Here is an 18,853-nt window from a genome sequence, read left to right as displayed (position 1 = left end):
GGCAACGGGTGAGGCTGCGGCTAGGAGAGATCGGAGCGAGATGGTGGGCGCCCCCCTCCCCGGCCCGCCCCCACAAACTGCGTGGGGGCGGGAGGTGCGACGCACCTGGTCGAAGCGGGATTGAATTCTCCCCTCTCCGCGAGGAACGAGCGGGGAGGGGCCGGGGGAGGGGCGCACCGGCGGGCGCAGTTCGGAGCTGTTCGAAGCGCTTCGACCCTGCGCCGCAGGGACACGCCCGGAACTTGCCCTGTTCCACCATCGGTTGCATCAAGAGAGTCACACTCCACGCAGGACCATGAGCCATGTGCGGAATCGTTGGATACATCGGTGAGCAGCAGGTCGCCCCGCTCCTGATCCAAGGGCTGAAGCGGCTGGAGTACCGCGGCTACGACTCGGCGGGGATCGTCGTCTCCAAAAACGGGCACCTGGAGGTGCGCAAGGAGGCGGGGAAGATCGCGGAGCTGGAGAAGCTGATCCAGGCGGAGCCGGTGGAGGGCTGGTACGGCATCGGCCACACGCGCTGGGCCACGCACGGCCCGCCCAACACGCGCAACGCCCACCCGCACCTGTCGGAAAAGGGTGACTTTGCGGTGGTGCACAACGGCATCATCGAAAACGCCGGCACGCTGCGCAAGCTGCTGCAGGAGCGCGGACACGTCTTTACCAGCGACACCGACACCGAGGTGCTGGTGCACCTGATCGAAGAGGTGTACACCACCGGCGAGGGACGCGCCACGGAGTCGCTGGAGCGCGCGGTTGAGACGGCGCTTACGCAGATTGAGGGGACCTACGGCATCGCGGTGGTCAGCACGCGCGACCCGGGCAAGATCGTGGTGGCGCGGCTGGGAAGCCCGCTGCTGATCGGCGTGGGCGAAAACGGCGAGACGTTCGTGGCCAGCGACGCGGCGGCGGTGATCGCCCACACCCGCGACGTGATCTACCTGAACGACGGCGACATGGCCACCATCACCAAGGGCGGCTACACGGTGCACCGGCCCAAGCACGGGCCCGTGGACCGGCCGATCAACCGGGTGGACTGGGACCTGAGCGAGGTGGAGCGCGGCGGGTACGACCACTTCATGCTCAAGGAGATCATGGAGCAGCCGGAGACGCTGCGCGAGACCATGCGCGGCCGTCTGCTGGAGGAAGAGGGCGGGGTAAAGCTGGGCGGCCTGCAGGGGATGGACGAGGAACTGCGGCAGGCGCAGCGCGTGGTGATCCTGGGGTGCGGCACCAGCTGGCACAGCGGCGTGATCGGCGAGTACCTGCTGGAGGACCTGGCCCGCATTCCCTGCGAGGTGGAGTACGCGTCGGAGTTCCGCTACCGGCGCGCGGTAGTGGAGCCAGGCACCATCGCCATCCCCATCAGCCAGTCGGGCGAGACGGCCGACACGCTGTGGGCCATGCGCGAGGCCAAGCAGCAGGGCGCGACCACGCTGGGCATTGTGAACGCGGTGGGATCGACGATTCCGCGCGAGACGGACGCCGGTGTGTACCTGCACGCGGGGCCGGAGATCGGCGTGGCGAGCACCAAGGCGTTCACCAGCCAGGTGGTGGTGCTGGCGATGATCACGGTGCACCTGGGCCGGCTGCGGGGCACGCTTACGCAGTCGCGCGGCCGCGAGATTGTGCGCGCGCTCAAGCAGCTGCCGGAGCAGGTGGCCGAGATCCTGAAGATGGACGACGAGATCAAGAAGCTGGCGGAGCAGTACAAGGACAGCAAGAACTTCCTGTACCTGGGCCGCGGCTACAACTTTCCGGCGGCGCTGGAAGGTGCGCTCAAGCTCAAGGAGATCAGCTACATCCACGCCGAGGGCTACCCCGCGGCCGAGATGAAGCACGGCCCCATCGCGCTGATCGACGAGAACATGCCGGTGGTGGTGATCGCGCCCAAGGACGCGGTGTACGACAAGGTGCGCAGCAACATCGACGAGGTAAAAGCGCGCGGCGGCTGCATCATCGCCGTCGTAAGCCAGGACGACGACGAGCTGGAGAAGGTGGTGGACCACGTGATCCGCATCCCCCGCACGCACGACGCGCTGACACCGATCCTGGCCAGCGTGCCGCTGCAGCTGCTGGCCTACCACATCGCCGTGCTTCGCGGCGCCAACGTGGACCAGCCGCGCAACCTGGCGAAGAGCGTTACGGTGGAGTAGGACGGGGCCCGGGGCGCTTCTCGCTGTGGTGAACAAATAGTGTTGGCTAGTGACGAATAAAGTTGGCTAGTGGGAAATAAAGCTCGCTAGTGATGAATAAAGCCGGCTAGGAGGAAACAAAGTTAGCTAGTAGAATGGCTCCGCGCTTCCGAAGCGCGGAGCCGTTCCACTTTCAGCATCCAGTGTACCGGTGCCAGCGTTCTTTCCAGAGCCGCTCCCCGACGAGCTGTTCTACAGCATTGTGGCGCGCTACGCCACGATGAGTGGCCTATCGGGCGGACGTGTACGGCTCGATCTCTTCGGGCACAGCGAATACCGCGTTACCTCACTACCGACCGCTCTCAAACCATTCCTCGGCCGCCTCCCACCCGGGCACCCGTTCACCTTTCGAGGCTTGGTCGAGGAGCATACCTCGTTCCCGTACCACCGGCCGTTCCTTCCATCCGAGCGGGTGCAGAAGGTCATGCGCCTTATGCGCTATGGCGGTCGAAGCCCTGGAGCACTCGCTACTGGGACGAAGAACACTCGGCTGAGACACCCCGGGACTCTTCGGTGGTGTGGTGAGTGCGTAATCTCAGACCAGGCGGCATACGGATTACCCTACTGGCACCGGGTCCACCAGCTACCGGGGGTCCTTGTATGCCCAATGCACCGTTGCAACCTCACAGCCGGCTCGACCCCGCAGTGGAGTAGTTCACTCCTGATGGAACTTGTCCCGCTTCCCGAAGCTTTGATTCGTGGTGGGGTGCCGGTGGAACATCCCGGGAATTGCGCCGAACTCGTGCATGCAATCGCTGCGGACTCGGAGTGGTTGCTCAACCATAAGCTCAACTCACGCAGGCGGAGAGTCCTGGTGAATCGGCTTCACGGCTTTGGCGCGGCCGCGGGATGGGCGCAATGCACCGCGCAGCCGCGGGCGCGGAGAGACGCTATTGCGGCCGCACTCGTGGAGCGCGTCGGAGAGGAAACCCTCGCGGCACTCGGGGCCCCGTTGATGCCGAGGGGGGATGGTAAAGACTGGGTCTGGCTTGCATTCCGACAGGGGGGTGGGAATCCACCACCGTTGCACTATCTCATCCTGCTACAGTTCTTCGGGTTTTCGATTTCGGATTTCTTCACGGGCAGGCTGGTACCGCAGCCGCCGATGACGAGGCGGGTCGTACTCAGGGGCCCCTGCGGAAATCCACTCTGTAACCGATTTGATCCCCCGGTCCCGCGAACGCTTCCAAGCAGTAAGGTGGGGAGTGCAATCCGGGTACGCGTTGAATGCCCGGCGTGCGGGTTCGTCTACGGCCATCGCGCGCTGGACCCACTCGTTCGCCAAATCCTCAGTCCCGGACCTCTGTTTGAGTCGCGATTGCGTGCTCTCGTGACCGACTCCGCAAACTCGCTCCGCAAAATTGCGGAAGAGCTGGGAACGACCCCGAACACTGTCAAAGGCATTGCGAAGAAGCTCGGTTTATGGCGTAGCGATTGGCTGGGCCGCGAGAGGTTCGGGCGGAGCGCGGGCTATGCCGCCAAGCGCCAGAAGCTGCGTGACGATTTCAGGAGCCGGTTCCTCGTGCTTCGCCGTGACTACCCCAGCGCCACCAAGTCGCAACTCGCTCTCCTCAACCCGAGTGCAACGGAGTTTCTTCGTAAATACGATCGCGAATGGCTGGCTGAAAACGCGCCGCCAGACCGTCGCTCCACGGGTAGGCATCGGGTCGGCTGGGCATCACGAGATGACGAGGTCCTGCGGGCGGCTCGTAATGCCGTGGCAGGGTTAGTCGGTGGCCCAGCGCGTCCGCCTAGAATCACGCTTCACGGAATTGCATCAGTGCTCGGAACAAGCGGCCGAATGCTGGCGATGCGCATGGCGCAGATGCCGAGGACGCGCCAGTTCGTCGAAGGTGCCGTCGAGTCGCGGGTTGCAGCCGCTCGCCGCCGATTGCGCTGGGCAGTTCAACAATACGCGGAAGAGGGCACGGTTCCGTTCCCGACCAATCTAAGGAGGCGCGCGGGCCTCTTGCGCCTGCCGCAACTACGGCACGAGGTGCATACCGCCGTTCGGATCCTGGAAGCTTTTGTCGAGGACGGAGAACCGTTGCCGCCGGAATGGGCGTGCTGAACCAAGCCTGCTGTGTTCACTTTCTGCACCGGAGCACCCAATGAGCACACCTGATTACATCGCGATCGAACGCATGCGAAAACAGGGGTACGGGGAAGGCGAAGGCCAGAGTTACAAGCCATGGATTACGGCCTCGCGCTCCGGTTCACGCGGCGTGATCACGCGCCACCTCGGCGGGCTCACAGGCCGGATTCATCACCTTCTCAGCTTGCTAGAACTTCGCTGTCTGCTGCTTCTGGAGTGGGACACCGATGTCGTCGACATCCGGGAGCAGTTTCCCCTCCATTCAATCGACGAAACGCGCGAGATTGCGGCGGCACTCGGCTACAAACATCCGGGAGAGCGGAGAAAGACGCGCGGGAGCTTCCACTATCACGACATCGTGATGACCACCGACTTTCGCGTGCGCCTTGCGCCAGGGCTCGGGGCGCGCGAGGTCATGCTGGCCGTGAAGCCGACCAGCGCGTTGGCGGATGATCGCGTGCTGGAGAAACTCGAGATCGAGCGTACCTACGCCGAGCGGCTTGGAATCCCTTGGTTCCTGGTGACCGAGGCTGAGTTGCCAGTCGTCGTGACGGACAATCTTCGGCTGATCCTGAAATACCGCTCCATCGAACATTTTCCGCTTGAGCCGCGCGACATTCTCACGCACCTGGGTGAACTGTTCGGTGAATTGACGCGTAGTGAAGCCCCAACCGCCGCAGTGTGCCGTGAGTTCGATAAGAGACACGGCTTCACGCGTGGAGCCAGCCTCACGCTCGTGTGGCACGCAATCGCGACTCGCGCCTGGTCGGTCGATCTCTCGAAGGAGTTGAATCCGGATCGCCCGCTCGTCGGCCTCCAACTGGGCCGCCGCGCGTCGGCCACGAAGCGCCAGGAGGTGGCCTGATGGGTGCTGTCCAACTTTTCCGCGACACGTTGCTGAGGAGTGTAAGCGCGGACGGGGACCGGCTGTTCCGGCGCGTCCTCTTCATCCCCGCGGTGTGCGACCGCGTCGCAGTGATCACCGTCGCGATAGTGCCCGCGGGCAGGGATCCACACGACACTCCGCTCGCCCGGCGTGCGATGCCCGTGTGGGTACCGATGGAGGAACTCGTGGCGGCCCTGGAGACGGATGACCTCGTGGCATGCGACGAGGACCCGTTCTACGCCGACATGCGGCCAGAGCATGAGCTGTCTGAGTTCAGCCGCAACTCGTGCGAGCGCCGGTGGCGTGCCGTCGAACCGATCGTGTCGGTGCTCGATCCCGCCAGTGTCCCGGCGTTCCTGGATCCCGCCCTTCGGTGGGAACTCGTGCAGCAGGTGCGCGACCGCACCGGTTGCGCGGCCGACAAAGTTTACGACTGGCTGCGGATCTACTGTCAACGAGGGCAGGTCCGCAATGCCCTGCTTTCGAGCCATCACCGTTGCGGGGCGAGGGGAAAGCCGCGGAAGAAGGGCGCGAAGAAGCTGGGCCGTCCGTCGCTGCTCGCGCAACACGACGCGCGTTTCGCCGGAATCAATGTCTCGGATGACGTACGGCAACGACTCGCTACCGGAGGGATGCGCTTTTACGTGAAGATGGGGCTCAGCCTGACCGCGGCCTACCATCGCACGCTGGCCACGCTCTTCAAGGTGGGTGTCGAGGTTCGTGACGGAGTGGCGATCCCGATCCTCCCGGAGCAGAACGACCAGCCGACCATCCGGCAGTTCGTCTACTGGACGCGCGTCGCGCGGAATCTCGCGGCGGAGACGCAAGCGAGGGCTGGCGAGCGGCGCTGGAACCTCAAGCATCGTCCCGTGCTGGGCACCAGCGAGCACCTCTCGCAGGCACCCGGCGAACTGTACATCATCGACGCCACCGTAGGCGACATCCACCTGGTGAGCTCGCTCGTCCCCGGCCGGCTCATCGGGCGCCCGGTGATCTACCTCGTGATCGATCACTTCAGCCGGATGATCGTGGGCTTCTACGTGGGTCTCGAGGGGCCGAGCTGGGTCGGCGCGCAGATGGCGCTGCACAACACCTTTTCCGAGAAGACGGCATTCTGCGCGAGGTACGGACGGGAGATCACCTCCGCCGAATGGCCGTGCCAGGGAATGCCGTTGCGGATGATGTTCGACCGCGGCCGCGAGTACCTGGGCAAGCCGTCAGATCAGCTGGTCACGACTTTCCAGATCGACCTCGAAAGTGTCCCGCCGTATCGGCCCGACTTCAAGTCCTTCGTAGAGTCGCAGTTCCGTGTGAACAACGAGTATGGAATCCACTGGCAGCCCGGCGCGGTCTACCAGGAGCGCGACAGAGGAGATCCGGACTACCGGCTGGAAGCAGCGCTCACGCTGCCGCAGTTCACCCGGCTGATGATCGACCTGATCCTCTGGAATAACCTGTGTCGACCGATCAAGGGCTGGATTCCGGAGGGTGTGCCCCTCGCCGAGGCGGGCGATCCGACGCCGCTCGATCTCTGGGAATGGGGCATGGAGCACCGCGCGACCCTGATGCGGCAGGTACTCTCCGATCGCATCCGGGTCGACCTCCTTCCGCGCAGCAAGGCCAGTGTGACCGATCACGGCATCTACGTGCACGACGTACGGCTCCACTACCGCTCGGACGACCCACGCATCCAGGGCTGGTTCATCCGTAACACTGACGAGAAGCACCGCCCAAACCTGGAGGTGTCGTTCGACAGGCGGGCGATCGGCCGCTGTTTCCTCCGGCTGGACGGGGGCCGCACACTCTCCGAGCTGGTCCTCACGGCGGCGAACCAGCGGTATGCGGACATGACTCTGGAGGAGGTTCGGGATTATCTGAGCGTCAAGGAGATCCGGAGGCAGAAGTCGCGGGGCACACGGGCACAAAGCCGGGTCGAGATCATGTCCCGCATGGAGGAACACGGACGTCGCGCCCGCGCCCAACTGGCGGAGGACATTGGGCCGGGCGAGCGCGTGAAGGTGATCGACATCAATGAGGCGCGCGCTGCCCAGAAGCGCGCGACGGCAGCCGAGGAAGCGGTAACCGCCACGCCTCCCGCGCCGGTCCCCCCGCCGGCCGTCGACGATGACGACGATTACATCCCCATTCCACGCGTCTGAACCGGAGCGTGAAAATGCACAACCCGCTGCATCTCGGGCCGGTCGTTCACGCGGTCTATCACGACCAGCGTGTGGCGGAGTACAGGGGCAATCCGTGGATTGAGGCACTCCCTCCGGTCGTGAGCCGCGCCGAGGCGAAAGACCGCATGGCCTTTTACCCGGAATACGATCCTGCCGACCGAGAAGCGAATCCGGAGGAACGGGAAGATGCCGTGTCGGCGAAGCTGGGGACGGCGCGCCACCCGCTTTCCGTGCACGTCGAGTTGCACTCGCGTCTCTCGAAGCTGATCCGGCAGGGATATGCCCGCCGTAACCCCGCGCTTGCACGCTTTCAGCCTGACGTCGAGGCGGCGCAGCGAGCGCTCAGGGTGGAAGGGACGGGGCGGGATGCCGTGGTGCGCGGCTACGACGATCTACGCGCCGCGCCGGGCCCGTCCGCCACGGGGCTGTCGCTGATCGGGGTGACCGGGATCGGCAAGACGAAGATGGTGGAGATGGCGCTTGGGCTCTACCCCGCCGTCATCGTCCACTCGGAGTATCGCGGGAAGCCGTTCGTGCGAACACAGGTGATCTCGCTGACGCTCACCTGCACGAAGGAGGGAAGCATCAAGAGCCTCTGCCACAACTTTCTTCTGGAACTCGACAACGCACTGTCGTTCCTCCCCTATCCTCCCAGTTACCTGCGGGACTACACGCGCGGGAACCCGTCGATCGACCGTCTGGTCCCCCGGCTCGCAGGCCTCGCAGCCCAGCACGGTCTCGGCGTTTTGGTGATCGATGAACTCCAGGATCTCAATCCGCGCGGTAGCCGAGCGATCCTGTCGTTCCTCGTACAACTCGTGAACACGATCGGGGTGCCGGTGGTGCTCGTGGGCGGCATCGACGCGCTGCCGATTCTCCAAGCCCAATTCCGGCAGGCACGTCGCGGCGCGACTGAGGGCGACATGATCCTCGACCGGCCACGGAAAGGACGCGAGTGGCGAGAGCTCTGTGAGGCGTTATGGCGGTACCAGTACACCACGAAGGAAACCCCGCTGACCGACTCGCTCGTCGACGAGCTGTACGATCTTTCGCAAGGCATCACTCAGTGGCTGGTGACGGGGCTGAAGCTCGCGCAGAGTCGGGCGATCGCCACCGGACTGGAGAGGGTCACGCCACGGCTCCTCCGCTCGGTGTTCACCGACAGCGTCGTTGTCGCAGGGCCTGTCCTGCGCGCGCTGCGCACCGGTGACGAGGCTGAACTCCGGGGCCGCCCCGACGTGCGGCTGCCTTGGGATATCGCTCAGGTGGCGATCCCCTTCGCCGCAGCGGATCCGGGAGAGGTGCGACGCCTTCCGCAGACCCCGCCGCTGGAGCCGGCCGAACCCAGCCCTGTCGTACAACCGGCTGAGGATTTCGAAACTCCTCGGAGGCGGCGCGGCCAGCTGCGCTCGTCGCGCGAGATCGATCCGGAAAGTCTGCCTGCCCGAGCCACGCTTGTGGCCCTTGCAGCCGAGGCGCGTGCAGCCGGAACCAGCGAGCACGCCACATTCGCCGCGTGCGCTCTCACCGCCGAAGGACTGGATCGAGGAGTGGCTTGCGTAATAGCGCGCCGAAGCAGCTACGAACGTTGATAATCTGGTCGGACCAGGCGTCGTCTAACAGTCAGGGTCAGACAAAAAGACGGGCAACTCGTCGTGCGAATGCGCACGTCTAGTTTAGCCGTGCTAACCTGGCAACACCCCCCCACACGTCGACATCATCCGCGCGCACAATCACCGGCTGCACCTGCGGATCTGTCGAGACAAGCACCATGTAGTGGCTTGGGCGCGTGTTCACCGCGTGGACAACGGTATCGACGTCCCGCACATACGCGAGCACCACATCGCGCGATGAAGTCTCGCCCCTCGCAGTCACCTTCATGAGTCTTGAAGACCTGAACTGAAGTCCTGACTATCACTTCCTGATCTGCGAGGCGGGCGCGCCTCGCACGAACACCGGGAGAACGGATGGGCGAAACGGAGAGAGATTGGCAACCGCCACCCTCCCCACAATCCCAGGGCGCTCTCGCTCCGAAGCGGAATGCGCCGGTGGGAACCACACCCAAACCGCCTCCGATCCATGAAGACCAGACTCGAAATCGCCCGCGAGGCATTTCCGCTCGTCGCTCCGGCGGGCGATTCGATCTGCCTCACGTGCCCGTTCTCCGCGCTCTGTGAGGATGAACTGGCCGAGCGCCGGCAGACCTTGCCGTGACCGCCTTCTTCCCGAACCCACTGCCCGACGAACTGCTCTACAGTGCGGTCGCCCGCTACCGTGACATGCTCCGGCTCCCCAACGAGAAGATGCTGCTGGAGTCGCTGTTCGGATCGGTGACGATGGTAGCCTCGGTCGAATTCACGGGCCATGTCGACACCTGGCTGGAACGCCTCCCGCCGGGACACCCGCTGACCGCAACGGCCGTGATCCGGAGCCACACGACGCTGCCGTACTACCGACCATTCCTTCCACCCGACAGAGGGTCTGATGCCGAAGAGCGCCACCGCAGCCGCGGAGGCGCTTCTGTTTGCGAGATCCTCGGGGTCCGCGCCAGCACCGTTCCGAACCCGCCGAGGTTGAGGTTCTGTCCCGCCTGCGCAACCGAGGATCACGAGTGCCACGGTTCACCCTGCTGGCGGCGGGTGCACCAGCTCCCGGGGGTGTTCCTGTGCCCGAGGCACCTGAACGTGCTCTGGGAGTCTTCGGTGTCCCGGTCGCCGGGTGTGCACCGTCACGCCTTCGTCAGCCTGGCTGAAGCGATCCACGGCCATAGTACGCCGCTTCCGGTGGCGGTCGATTTTGCGGAACTGCTGGGTACACTCGCAAGGCAATCCCGCTGGTTGCTGGACGAGACCCCCATCCCGCCGGGTCTGGCTGCGCTCAATGCCCGCTATCGCGCTCTGCTCGCCGAGCGGGGCTGGGTGCGTGGGAAATGCCAGTTGCGGATGACCGAGTTGCGGGATGCGTTCGTCTCCGGTACGGGAAGACGACTCCTCGCGCTCCTCGGGTGCGCTCTCCCAGTGCGCAGCCACGACGCCGAGGCGGATGACTGGTTCGCGCGAATCCTCCGACGACCGCGGACCGCGCACCATCCGCTCCGCCATCTGCTGCTGATGCGGTTCCTCGGCATTGAGCCCGCGGAGTTCTTCGCCCTGAAGCCAAGCCGCGCCCCGGCCGCTCTAATCCCCATGCCGGAGCCGATGGTCACCTGCCGCAATCCGGTGTGTTCAAAGGAATCTGCGGGGTCGCGAGTCGCAGCGGGCGGCGCAACGATCGTCTCCTGCCGGCGTTGCGGCTTCACCTGCATGGAGCGGGACGGCCGCAGGCTTCGCGTGCTGCGCTACGGGCCTGTTTGGGAACGCCGTCTCGGGGAACTCGTTGCTATGCCAGAGGCGACTCTGCGCTGGATCGCGCTGCAACTCGGCGTCGATACCAACACCGTAAAGCGACAGGCGCAGCGGCTAGGCGTTCAACGGCCGACCTGGCGAGCACGGCACACGTCCAGCGAATCACCGGCGGACCGGCGGAAGGCGCTCGGTCGTCACCGCAAGGTATGGGAACAACTCCGGGTCGCTCATCCGCTCGAGGGGCGGAGCACGCTCCGAGAACGTGCCCCCGCCACGTACACCTACCTTCGCAGATACGACCGCACCTGGTTCGAGCAGCACCAGCCGCCACGTGCTCGCGCGGGTCGCCGCCGGCCGCGCGTCGACTGGCGTGCGCGCGACGCGGAGATGCTCGTCCTCGCGCGCGCTGCCGTTTCCCGGCTCAGAGATCGAACGCGCCCGGTCCGCATTAGCCTGCGCGCGATCGCCAGGGAGATGGGCCATATCTCACTGATCGAACAGCACCTGGACACGATTCCCGAGACTGCCGCGTTCCTGCGCGATGCCGTGGAATCACGAGTCGAGTTCGCAGCGAGGAAGGTCACCCTGATCGGCGCGGCGCGGGCAGGGAAAGATCCGATTCCGCGATGGATTCTCGTCCGTCGAGCCAACCTTCGTCCCGAGTTGGCCGCCGCGGTCGCGGACGAGCTGGAACTGTGGACATCCCCCGAAGGCGGGTGCCCATGAACCCGACCGGTACGGGGCCGTACGGCCGCTGCTCGCCTGGAGACGGGTTACGCCTGTACGGAAGCTGCGCCACCCAAATACCATCCCGATCCGACTACGATCCCGACGAGTTCCAGCGCACCTACGGAATACGTTTTCTCCACTGAATCCCGGCGGAACTGCAGGCGGGCTAAACCGCAGAGATCCGTCCCGCATCGCCCTCGCGAAGCTGCTTAGGATTGAAGCACGCACACACTGGATTGAGGTGGCATTTTGCTCCCTCCGTAGAGCTCGTCGGACAATCGCGACCTATTAAATTAATAAGCTTTGGCACGTGTAAACGCGGCACTTCGCGCAAGCGGGTATCCGCTGCCGGACGGCCGTCATCTTCTTGACCATCCCGACCGGGAACCCCCGGAGGACAGTTCGGCGCGTGAACGACCTTAGAACCCGAGGGCGGTGAGGACGCCGCGCGTCACCCAAGGGAGGCTTCGCCGCACCTTGATTTCATGTACCGGATCAAGGGGAATAGGCGTAAGCTCACCGAGCGCTTTCAGACCAGCATCCGACGGCGTTGTCGCGGTCAACGGGTGCGTGATGCATACGGCTCGCCGATGGCCGCCGGGGCCGGATACAAGAATCGGCACCGTAACCGGGCCAATCGTCGGCACATCGATCGTTGCCCCTGTCTCGACTGTAAGGGAAGCGCCGCCCTGGCGACGAAGGTCCTCGGCGAGGGTGGCACACGCGTGGTCGGCGCGCGCCTGAGTCACGACTGGTCGCGTGTCGTGGAGAAGGTATCGCAGGAGATCCGCTCCGATATGCCTATCAAGGCGGTCGTGCTCAAACTTGTTCTTGAAGCTGCGGAGGCACTTGTAGCAGGACACATCGCAGTCGCACCTGCTGAGAATCTCAAGGGCACGCTCGACGACCTCACCGGCGCGCTCTCCAGCCAGCCGAGAGAAGCCTGCTCCTCCCGGCAGGGTGTCGTACAGGTAGATCTCAGCCTCGTAGCCGTTCTGTCCTCCCTCGGTGAGCGCAGCTCGGAAATCAGCCTGGATCTCGCCAGGTTCAAGGCCGAGGACCTCGCACGCCGCACTAGCCAATGCCTCGGCGAGTGTACGCAGGGCGATCTCCGTCGGCAGAAAACCTGGAGCGAGCCGGACCGGATAGTCGAGTCGTAACGAGAGCAGCAGAATATCGGTGATGAAGTCCATCCCGAGGCAGATACCCTTCGCAACCCGCCCGCCGGGGCACCCCGGATCCCGGTCGTCAGGGAAGGGTTTCCGATGCGGTCCAGACAGTTCGCCACCGTGGGCTGCGGTCGGCTCAATGCGCCCGCAGGTCGTGCAATAGGTGTAGCCTTCCTGGCGCGGTCCACTGTTCGTCACAAGCAGGGTCTCGCGCATGAAGTGCCGACGTACACGACCCGTTACCATCGTCCAGGCCGCGTTTTCAGGCGGCGCAGGGGCCTCCAGCTTTGCACGCGTCGCATAGCTACGTGCCGGCTGATCGTCCGGCGACGTATCCTCGTCCCAGGAAACGGGGTGTGCAAAGCCTGGTGGGCGGACCCAGTAACGCGCTTCTCCAAACGCCTCCCTGGCGCCACAGGCTGGACAGTCAAGCTTCTCGCCACGATGCCCTTGTGCAAGCGGCTGCGTGCGCGCGTAGCGGCAGTTGCGGCATTCATAATAGAGCCGCTTCTGATGCCATGCGCGGGAGCGCTCACCCTTGATCGGCGAATAGAGAGCCCCCGAAGTGTACCGCTTGTTCGCGATCCACACCTCCTTGCCCGGCGCGTACTGCGAGAGCGCGACAGCTAAACCCTGTGAGGGAGTAAATCGGAACGTGGGGAAGCCCTGCCGCGAATTGGCGGGATCGAACACGTAGAACGTCGCGACGTCGGTCGGGAAGGCATAGCGCGGCAAGACACCCTTGTAGAGCAGACGGTCGAGCAAGTTCTCCTGCAACGGATCGCCGGCCGGACGCTCTTCGCCGGGCTCGGCGGGGACCTCGACAGCATGAGCCTCCACGGCTTGCCGGTCCGCAGGTTGGCCAACTTGTTGCCCGCCACCCGTAGCCACTCCGACCGGGGCGGGACCCAAGTTCTGGGTACCGCCTGTAGTGCCCGGTCTACGATTCGGTCTAGCCATTGAGACTCGCCTCCCTATGGAGATTCGCATCGCCTTCACCACCCGCTGCGGCGGCGGGGGAGGGCTCGTTTCCGATCGCAGCGTCGCCCTCGAGCGCCACGTCCAAACTCCCAACCGTGTTCGTCACGAGATTATCGAGCAGTCGATGCCGTATTGAGGAGCCGAGCTCCTCCGGCAACCATGAGTCGATCTCATCGCGGAGGGTACCCGCGTTGTCGTTCAGCCATCTCTCGAGGTCGTAACGGTTTAGTGGAGAGTCGGGATTGCGGAACGCCTGTACGCTACCGAGCACCTCGAAAAGCTGCGGCTGGGCCTCCGGCGCGATGTCGGGCAGCTTGGCTCCGAGGTACCGCTGCAGCAGAAAGGCGGTGACGTGCCGCCGTGCGATATCCTCATTGTCGAGCGTCAGCGTCGGGTCCTGGACGCTCCCAGCTACCAACTCGGCCGGATTTGCGAAGTAGTGCTCGTCGTGGCTGTCGGCGCTGGCGAGCGCGACCACGGTAGCGATGGCATCCCCCCGCCGCCCAGCTCGGCCCGCACGTTGCTGATAGTTAGCCCGTGCGGGTGGCATGTTGCGAAGTGCCACACCAGAGAGCGAGCCAATGTCGATGCCGACTTCCATCGTCGTCGTGCAGGAGAGCACATCGATGGCTGGCTGCTCCCGGCCGCGCTCGTCCGGGCCGAGCGCCACATCCTGGAACAGCAACTCGTGCTCCTCGGCGCGCGAATAGATCTCATGCGTCTGGGCAGCGCCGATTTGCGCGGTGTGCTCGGCGGCGATGAGTGCGAGCGGCGCGACGCCGTTTAGCGCCTCAATCGTGGAGCGGCGGTAGTATCCCTTCCGCGCTGAGAAGACCGTGTCCGTGTCCGGATCGACCGGGCGCACATCTGTGCTACCGCAATGGCGGCAGCGGGAAGCCCCCTGCCAAGGTCGCTGCACGCCGCGGCACAGCTGGCAGTATTCCCACTCCCCTCCTACATCCAGCGTCAGTTCGGAGGCGCGCAGGCGGTACACTCCACGCGCCGGTGTCCCTCCTACACGCTCCCCGAAGAACTCCAGCAGCCGTGGTAACCAATCGCGTTTGAACGCGGCGCGCGCACCGTGCTCGTCCATGAGCAGGCGGTCCACTGCCCGGAAAACACCACTGTGTGGACGAACGACCGTCTGCATCCACTGGTGCGGCGCGCGGCTGAGCCACACGCCCTCGTCGAGCCACTGTGCGAGCCACGTGCGCGCAAGTGCAAGCTTTTCCGCCGGGGTTGCGATGATCTGCCCGATGTCCGGGAGAGTTGTGAGTTTAGCCTCCAGGTTCTCGCGTTCCCGCACCGACGCGAGCGCGAGCGCCTCCAACCCGAGAAAGCGGTCGGTCAGCACCCGATAGATGCTGCGCAGGAGAGACTCCGGGGGACTTGAGCTACGGATATCCGCGAGCAATGCCATGGTTTCCAGCGGGTCGTTCAGTGCACCAGCTGCAAGCGCGTGCTCGACCTGCCTCTCTGCGTTGAAACTCTCACCGAACCGAAGTTCGGGCCGAAGTCGAACCCCCAGTTCATTGGTTGCGATCAGTACGGCCAAGTACAAATCGTCAAGAGAGAGCCGCTGCCGAATAGGTACGATCTCCTGAAGGCGTGCAAATCCTGCGATCGCCAGCGGCCGCAGGACATCCTGCATCGAGTACGTCTGGATGTTCGGCGCGAGTCTCGCTGCGGTCTGCCGGGAGTCGGAGAAGATCAGGACTTTCCGGCCGCGGTGAGGTGCAAGCGGCGTTGCCGGTTTCGGCGCCGGCGGTTGAACCTGCAGTTGCCGAGCGATCAGGGCTTGGAACGGTTGATCGCCCTTGGTCTGGTGGTCCTGGACCGAACTGCGCCCGAATCCAGCTCGCCGGCCACAGACGCCACATGGCTTGAACTCGCCCAAGTTGCCGACATTTGTTCCCTCGTTATCCTCCTCGTCGTCGCGTCGGGCCTCAATCGACCGGTCCTTCCGGAGGTACACAGTCCGCGTTCGTTCGCCCGCGGGAGCGTTGATCCGGCCGGTCAGCACGTCGTAATCAGCCAACTCAACCTCCTCGCGCGGAGTCTCGAGGAGCAGGTCGATCGGATGTAATTGCAACACGGCGCCCGTCTCGTCGCGGAATGACTCCCCGCCCTCAGCCCAGAGGAACGTGGGTTGCTCAAGGTTGTCGGTGTAGCCGCGGGCATAGGCGCTCCCGCAGTGGCGACACGTGTAGAGTTCGAGCACCTGCGCACCGCATTCACAGCGCTCGCGTGGCTGCGCATACAGCCGCCCGCAGGGGCGGTTGTCGGGGCCACGCTCTTGGTTCGGCAACGTGATGCAGTCGGGATCCATACATACCCAGAGGCCCGGGAGACCGCGAAAGAATGCATGCGCCCGGCACGGTAGGAGCCCGGGCTCGGTCCGGGACGGGCGTGCGGCGCTCCCAAGTGTCATAAGCGCGGTTGTCGCCTTCGCGGCAGCCTCGGGGGCTACAGACGGAAACAGTTCCGCCTCCAGAGCCGGCAGCGACCAGGCGCGCTTCATAGTTACGTTGATCAGCCGATTCATCGGCGGATAGGCCGCCAACGCCTCGAAGAGCAGAGTTTCGAGTTGCGCGAGCGACTCTATAGCCCCCGCTTCGTACCGCTCAGCTGGAATCCCGCGGTCGGTGAGGAACGCGTGCAGCGGCAGCACCCGTTCAACTGCCGAGTCAGCGTCGTGGTACGCTTTGATATCGATATCAGCAAGGATTTCGGCGTCGGCGCTTGTACCCTGAGCTTCCGGGGACCGGAGATCCAACTTACCCGTCACCACCTCGAAGCCAGCAGCCGGCTTCCCGGTGAGTTGAGCAGCGAATGCTGCCGCCCTGTCTTTGTTTGAGAAGCTTGCAGAAGTGCAGATAATCTGGAGCCGATCCGCACCGATGCCGAGCCGCGCACGCAGCCGCCGAATCAGGAGCGCCACCTCAGTGCCACCAGCCCCCCGGTAGAGGTGCGCCTCGTCCAGCACGAGGAGGAATCGCTCGTCGGGATTTTCCTGGAGCCATTCACGTGTGCGGTCGAATACGGGCCGCTCAAGCGGGCGCATCAGCATGTACTCAAGCATCGAGTAGTTGGTGATGAGCACGTCCGGCGGGTTGGCGTGTACCTCGTGACGTGTGAGCAGTTCTGCGTCATCCGGCAGCGTGTTGCAACGCAGGAAGCGGCCATCCCGGGCCCTCCAGTGCGTCCCCGGAGTGCCGTACCATGCCCGCAGGTCAGCCTTGGCTGGCCACTTGCCACGCTCCTGGAGTTCTCGAACCAGCGGCTCGGCGGGAGCACCCTGCTCAAGCTTTGCAACGTAGTAATCCCCGATTGGGCGGAGCCTCGTCTGGTCACGGTCAGCGTCCCGCACGCCGGGGTACAGGGTGCGGCTGGTGTACCGCGCGAATCGCGCGGGACGCCCCGACAGTCGTTTGAAAGTACCGACCACCCGCGGGTCCGCGAACAGCAGCCGCATCCGCCCGAGTTGGTCGTTCACGAGGGCGTTCATCGGGTACAGCACAAGCGCGCGGACGGCTGGCTGCGCGCCGTATCTTTCCCCCCGCTCCGCAGCCTCCTGAACCAGCTTGCCAAGGATCGGCAGGAGGAACGATTCGGTTTTCCCGGATCCGGTACCAGTCATGACTACAAGGTCATGACGGCGCTCCGCATCCCCGATTGGCGCGCCCACCAGTGCCGTTTCCACAGCCCGGGACTGGTGGTCGTAGGGTGGATCGAAGATCAGCCGCTTGGGCGCGTCGTCGCTCTCCGGGGGCTTGCTGATCTCGGTGAAGAGATCCAGCACGGGCTGTGGAAGTCCGGGGATGTCCCGGAAATGTCGCAGCTTCCGGTAACGCGGTGTGCTCTCGAAGAACGGTCGCTGTGAGATGACACCTGCTTGCTCCAAGAGGACGTGCCGCTCAGCCACCAGCGCAGGGTGACTGACGTGGTAAGTCGCCTCGATGTAGTCGCGAAGGGCGCGGTGCAACTCGCGGACAGTCTCTCCCACTGTCGGCGCCGGGGCACCCTGCCCGGTGTTCATGCCACCCGAATGCGCGGTTGCCGTGAGTGCGGATGTGTCGGACACCGGCCCGGAGTTGATCGATGCAGTCAAAGGGGCACCTCAGCAGGAGCAGCCTGTGGATCGCACAGGGGACGAGTTAGACAACGGTTTCGGGCCTGCAGGTGCGTGCGGCTCGGCGCGCCGTCCAGCCCCTGAATTGGATTGTGTCACGGCTCTCAGCGCTCGGTCAACCAGAGCTCTGTCTCGAAGGACTGGCGCTCGTTCAAGAACTCCGCCTCGGGGAAGCGGTACGCGAAGAGGCTGCCGCTGGGCGCCACCTCTTCGCCCAGCACGTCCCAACGGCGCCTCGCCCACAATGGGATCGGCGAGAAGAAGTCGATGATGACACTGCCCCGTGGTGATGCGGCACGTACGCGAAACCGCTGTGGATTTCCCGCCAGTGCATCGATCGCCATCTGCAGGCGCCATGCGTCATCGCACGCTCTAACGGTCGACTGCCGGGATTCGAGCGGCAAGTCTGTCAGCCGGGTTACAGCGCCGTCGGTGAGTTCCACGTACGACCACAGGTCTGCCCCATAGCGCTGCTCACGACGGGCGACAAATTTTCCCGACCGATGGTCGGGACTCGCCCAACGCCCCCGATAGTAGGTCGGCGGCGTTGCCGGGTCGAGCACGATGAGTCCGGGCACGTCCCCGTGCGTGGCCGCGCTGCGAAGAGCGCCATTCGCGCGTGCGAGGGTTTCCTCGGGTGATTCTCGGCGTGGCGGAGCGAGCCAAAGATCCCGGGGTAGATCTACCCACCCGATCGCGCTGAGCCGCGTGCTCGTGTCCGCCTCGTCCGTTAGGCGGAGTCTCCGGGTGTGGCTTCGATACTCGACCTGTTCGCGCAGATCCGACGGAAGCGCGTCGGCCCCGTCGAGTTCACCACCAATCAGGAACAGAACGCCTTCAAGCGCGACGAAAGTCGGTGGCGACAGGTAGAGCGTTCGTAGCGTCGTCCCCTCCTCGGCTGGCAACTCCAGCAAATCTCCATAGGCCACCAGTGATTCGATGGTGGAATCCAAGATAGTTCGCCACTTTTCTCGTTCGGCGTCGACCAGGCCAGTCAAGCTCCTGATAACCGCTTCACGTAAGACTCTCGGGGAGCAGGGTGCCGCCAAGGATGCAGCACGTCTCACGAGTGCAGCGAGTGCTTCGGGCACCTCCAGATCGAGCAGGGCGGGATCGAGCCCCAGCTCTCCTACAGCGACTGC

At 64.6% G+C, this 18,853-nt stretch carries 10 protein-coding genes; 7 read left to right on the top strand and 3 right to left on the bottom strand.

What is annotated here, in order from left to right; genetic code table 11:
• Nucleotides 1–302: 302 nt before the first annotated feature.
• The 7 genes from glmS (at nt 303) to ACOJUJ_RS12820 (ending at nt 11,426) form a co-directional block, all read left to right on the top strand.
• Entirely contained in the window at nt 303–2,156 is a 1,854-nt protein-coding gene (glmS, locus tag ACOJUJ_RS12850; RefSeq protein ID WP_420127281.1) for a glutamine--fructose-6-phosphate transaminase (isomerizing), read from the top strand.
• Between the two features lie 190 nt (nt 2,157–2,346).
• Nucleotides 2,347–4,266 carry a TnsD family Tn7-like transposition protein gene (locus tag ACOJUJ_RS12845; RefSeq protein WP_420127280.1) on the top strand — a complete coding sequence of 640 codons (1,920 nt, stop codon included), beginning with the start codon at nt 2,347–2,349 and terminating at the stop codon, nt 4,264–4,266.
• 40 nt (nt 4,267–4,306) lie between these two features.
• The gene (locus ACOJUJ_RS12840; RefSeq protein WP_420127279.1) at nt 4,307–5,155 is read left to right on the top strand and encodes a TnsA endonuclease N-terminal domain-containing protein; all 849 of its coding nucleotides are present in this window, start codon (nt 4,307–4,309) and stop codon (nt 5,153–5,155) included.
• Nucleotides 5,155–7,335, top strand: coding sequence for a hypothetical protein (locus ACOJUJ_RS12835; protein ID WP_420127278.1), 2,181 nt, complete (start codon nt 5,155–5,157; stop codon nt 7,333–7,335). The genes ACOJUJ_RS12840 and ACOJUJ_RS12835 overlap by 1 nt, the downstream gene beginning before the upstream one ends.
• 14 nt (nt 7,336–7,349) lie before the next feature.
• Nucleotides 7,350–8,948: an ATP-binding protein gene (locus ACOJUJ_RS12830; RefSeq protein WP_420127277.1), complete on the top strand. Its 1,599-nt coding sequence runs from the start codon at nt 7,350–7,352 to the stop codon at nt 8,946–8,948.
• Nucleotides 8,949–9,435: 487 nt separating this feature from the next.
• Complete coding sequence (locus tag ACOJUJ_RS12825; RefSeq protein WP_420127276.1) at nt 9,436–9,570, top strand: hypothetical protein; 135 nt, start codon at nt 9,436–9,438, stop codon at nt 9,568–9,570.
• Nucleotides 9,567–11,426: a TnsD family Tn7-like transposition protein gene (locus ACOJUJ_RS12820; protein ID WP_420127275.1), complete on the top strand. Its 1,860-nt coding sequence runs from the start codon at nt 9,567–9,569 to the stop codon at nt 11,424–11,426. The genes ACOJUJ_RS12825 and ACOJUJ_RS12820 overlap by 4 nt, the downstream gene beginning before the upstream one ends.
• A 422-nt stretch (nt 11,427–11,848) precedes the next feature.
• On the opposite strand, the gene ACOJUJ_RS12815 is transcribed toward ACOJUJ_RS12820, so the two are convergent.
• From ACOJUJ_RS12815 to ACOJUJ_RS12805, 3 genes are all read right to left on the bottom strand, one after another.
• Entirely contained in the window at nt 11,849–13,363 is a 1,515-nt protein-coding gene (locus ACOJUJ_RS12815; RefSeq protein WP_420127274.1) for a DUF1998 domain-containing protein, read from the bottom strand.
• A gap of 187 nt (nt 13,364–13,550) precedes the next feature.
• Nucleotides 13,551–17,690 (bottom strand): DEAD/DEAH box helicase, encoded by a 4,140-nt coding sequence (locus ACOJUJ_RS12810; RefSeq protein ID WP_420127273.1) that lies wholly within the window; start codon nt 17,688–17,690, stop codon nt 13,551–13,553.
• Nucleotides 17,691–17,815: 125 nt separating this feature from the next.
• Entirely contained in the window at nt 17,816–18,664 is an 849-nt protein-coding gene (locus ACOJUJ_RS12805) for a hypothetical protein (protein WP_420127272.1), read from the bottom strand.
• Nucleotides 18,665–18,853 lie beyond the last annotated feature (189 nt).

It is taken from the genome of Longimicrobium sp., from assembly GCF_048594345.1.
Taxonomy (GTDB): Bacteria; Gemmatimonadota; Gemmatimonadetes; order Longimicrobiales; family Longimicrobiaceae; genus Longimicrobium.
The sequence above is the reverse complement of the archived record's forward strand: the minus strand, read 5'-3'. Positions and strand labels throughout refer to the sequence as shown.

Bases quoted from the DNA above. Each gene is read 5' to 3' on its own strand.
- glmS (WP_420127281.1), top strand. From the start codon at position 303: ATGTGCGGAATCGTTGGATACATCGGTGAGCAGCAGGTCGCCCCGCTC.
- ACOJUJ_RS12840 (WP_420127279.1), top strand. From the start codon at position 4,307: ATGAGCACACCTGATTACATCGCGATCGAACGCATGCGAAAACAGGGG.
- ACOJUJ_RS12835 (WP_420127278.1), top strand. From the start codon at position 5,155: ATGGGTGCTGTCCAACTTTTCCGCGACACGTTGCTGAGGAGTGTAAGC.
- ACOJUJ_RS12830 (WP_420127277.1), top strand. From the start codon at position 7,350: ATGCACAACCCGCTGCATCTCGGGCCGGTCGTTCACGCGGTCTATCAC.
- ACOJUJ_RS12825 (WP_420127276.1), top strand. From the start codon at position 9,436: ATGAAGACCAGACTCGAAATCGCCCGCGAGGCATTTCCGCTCGTCGCT.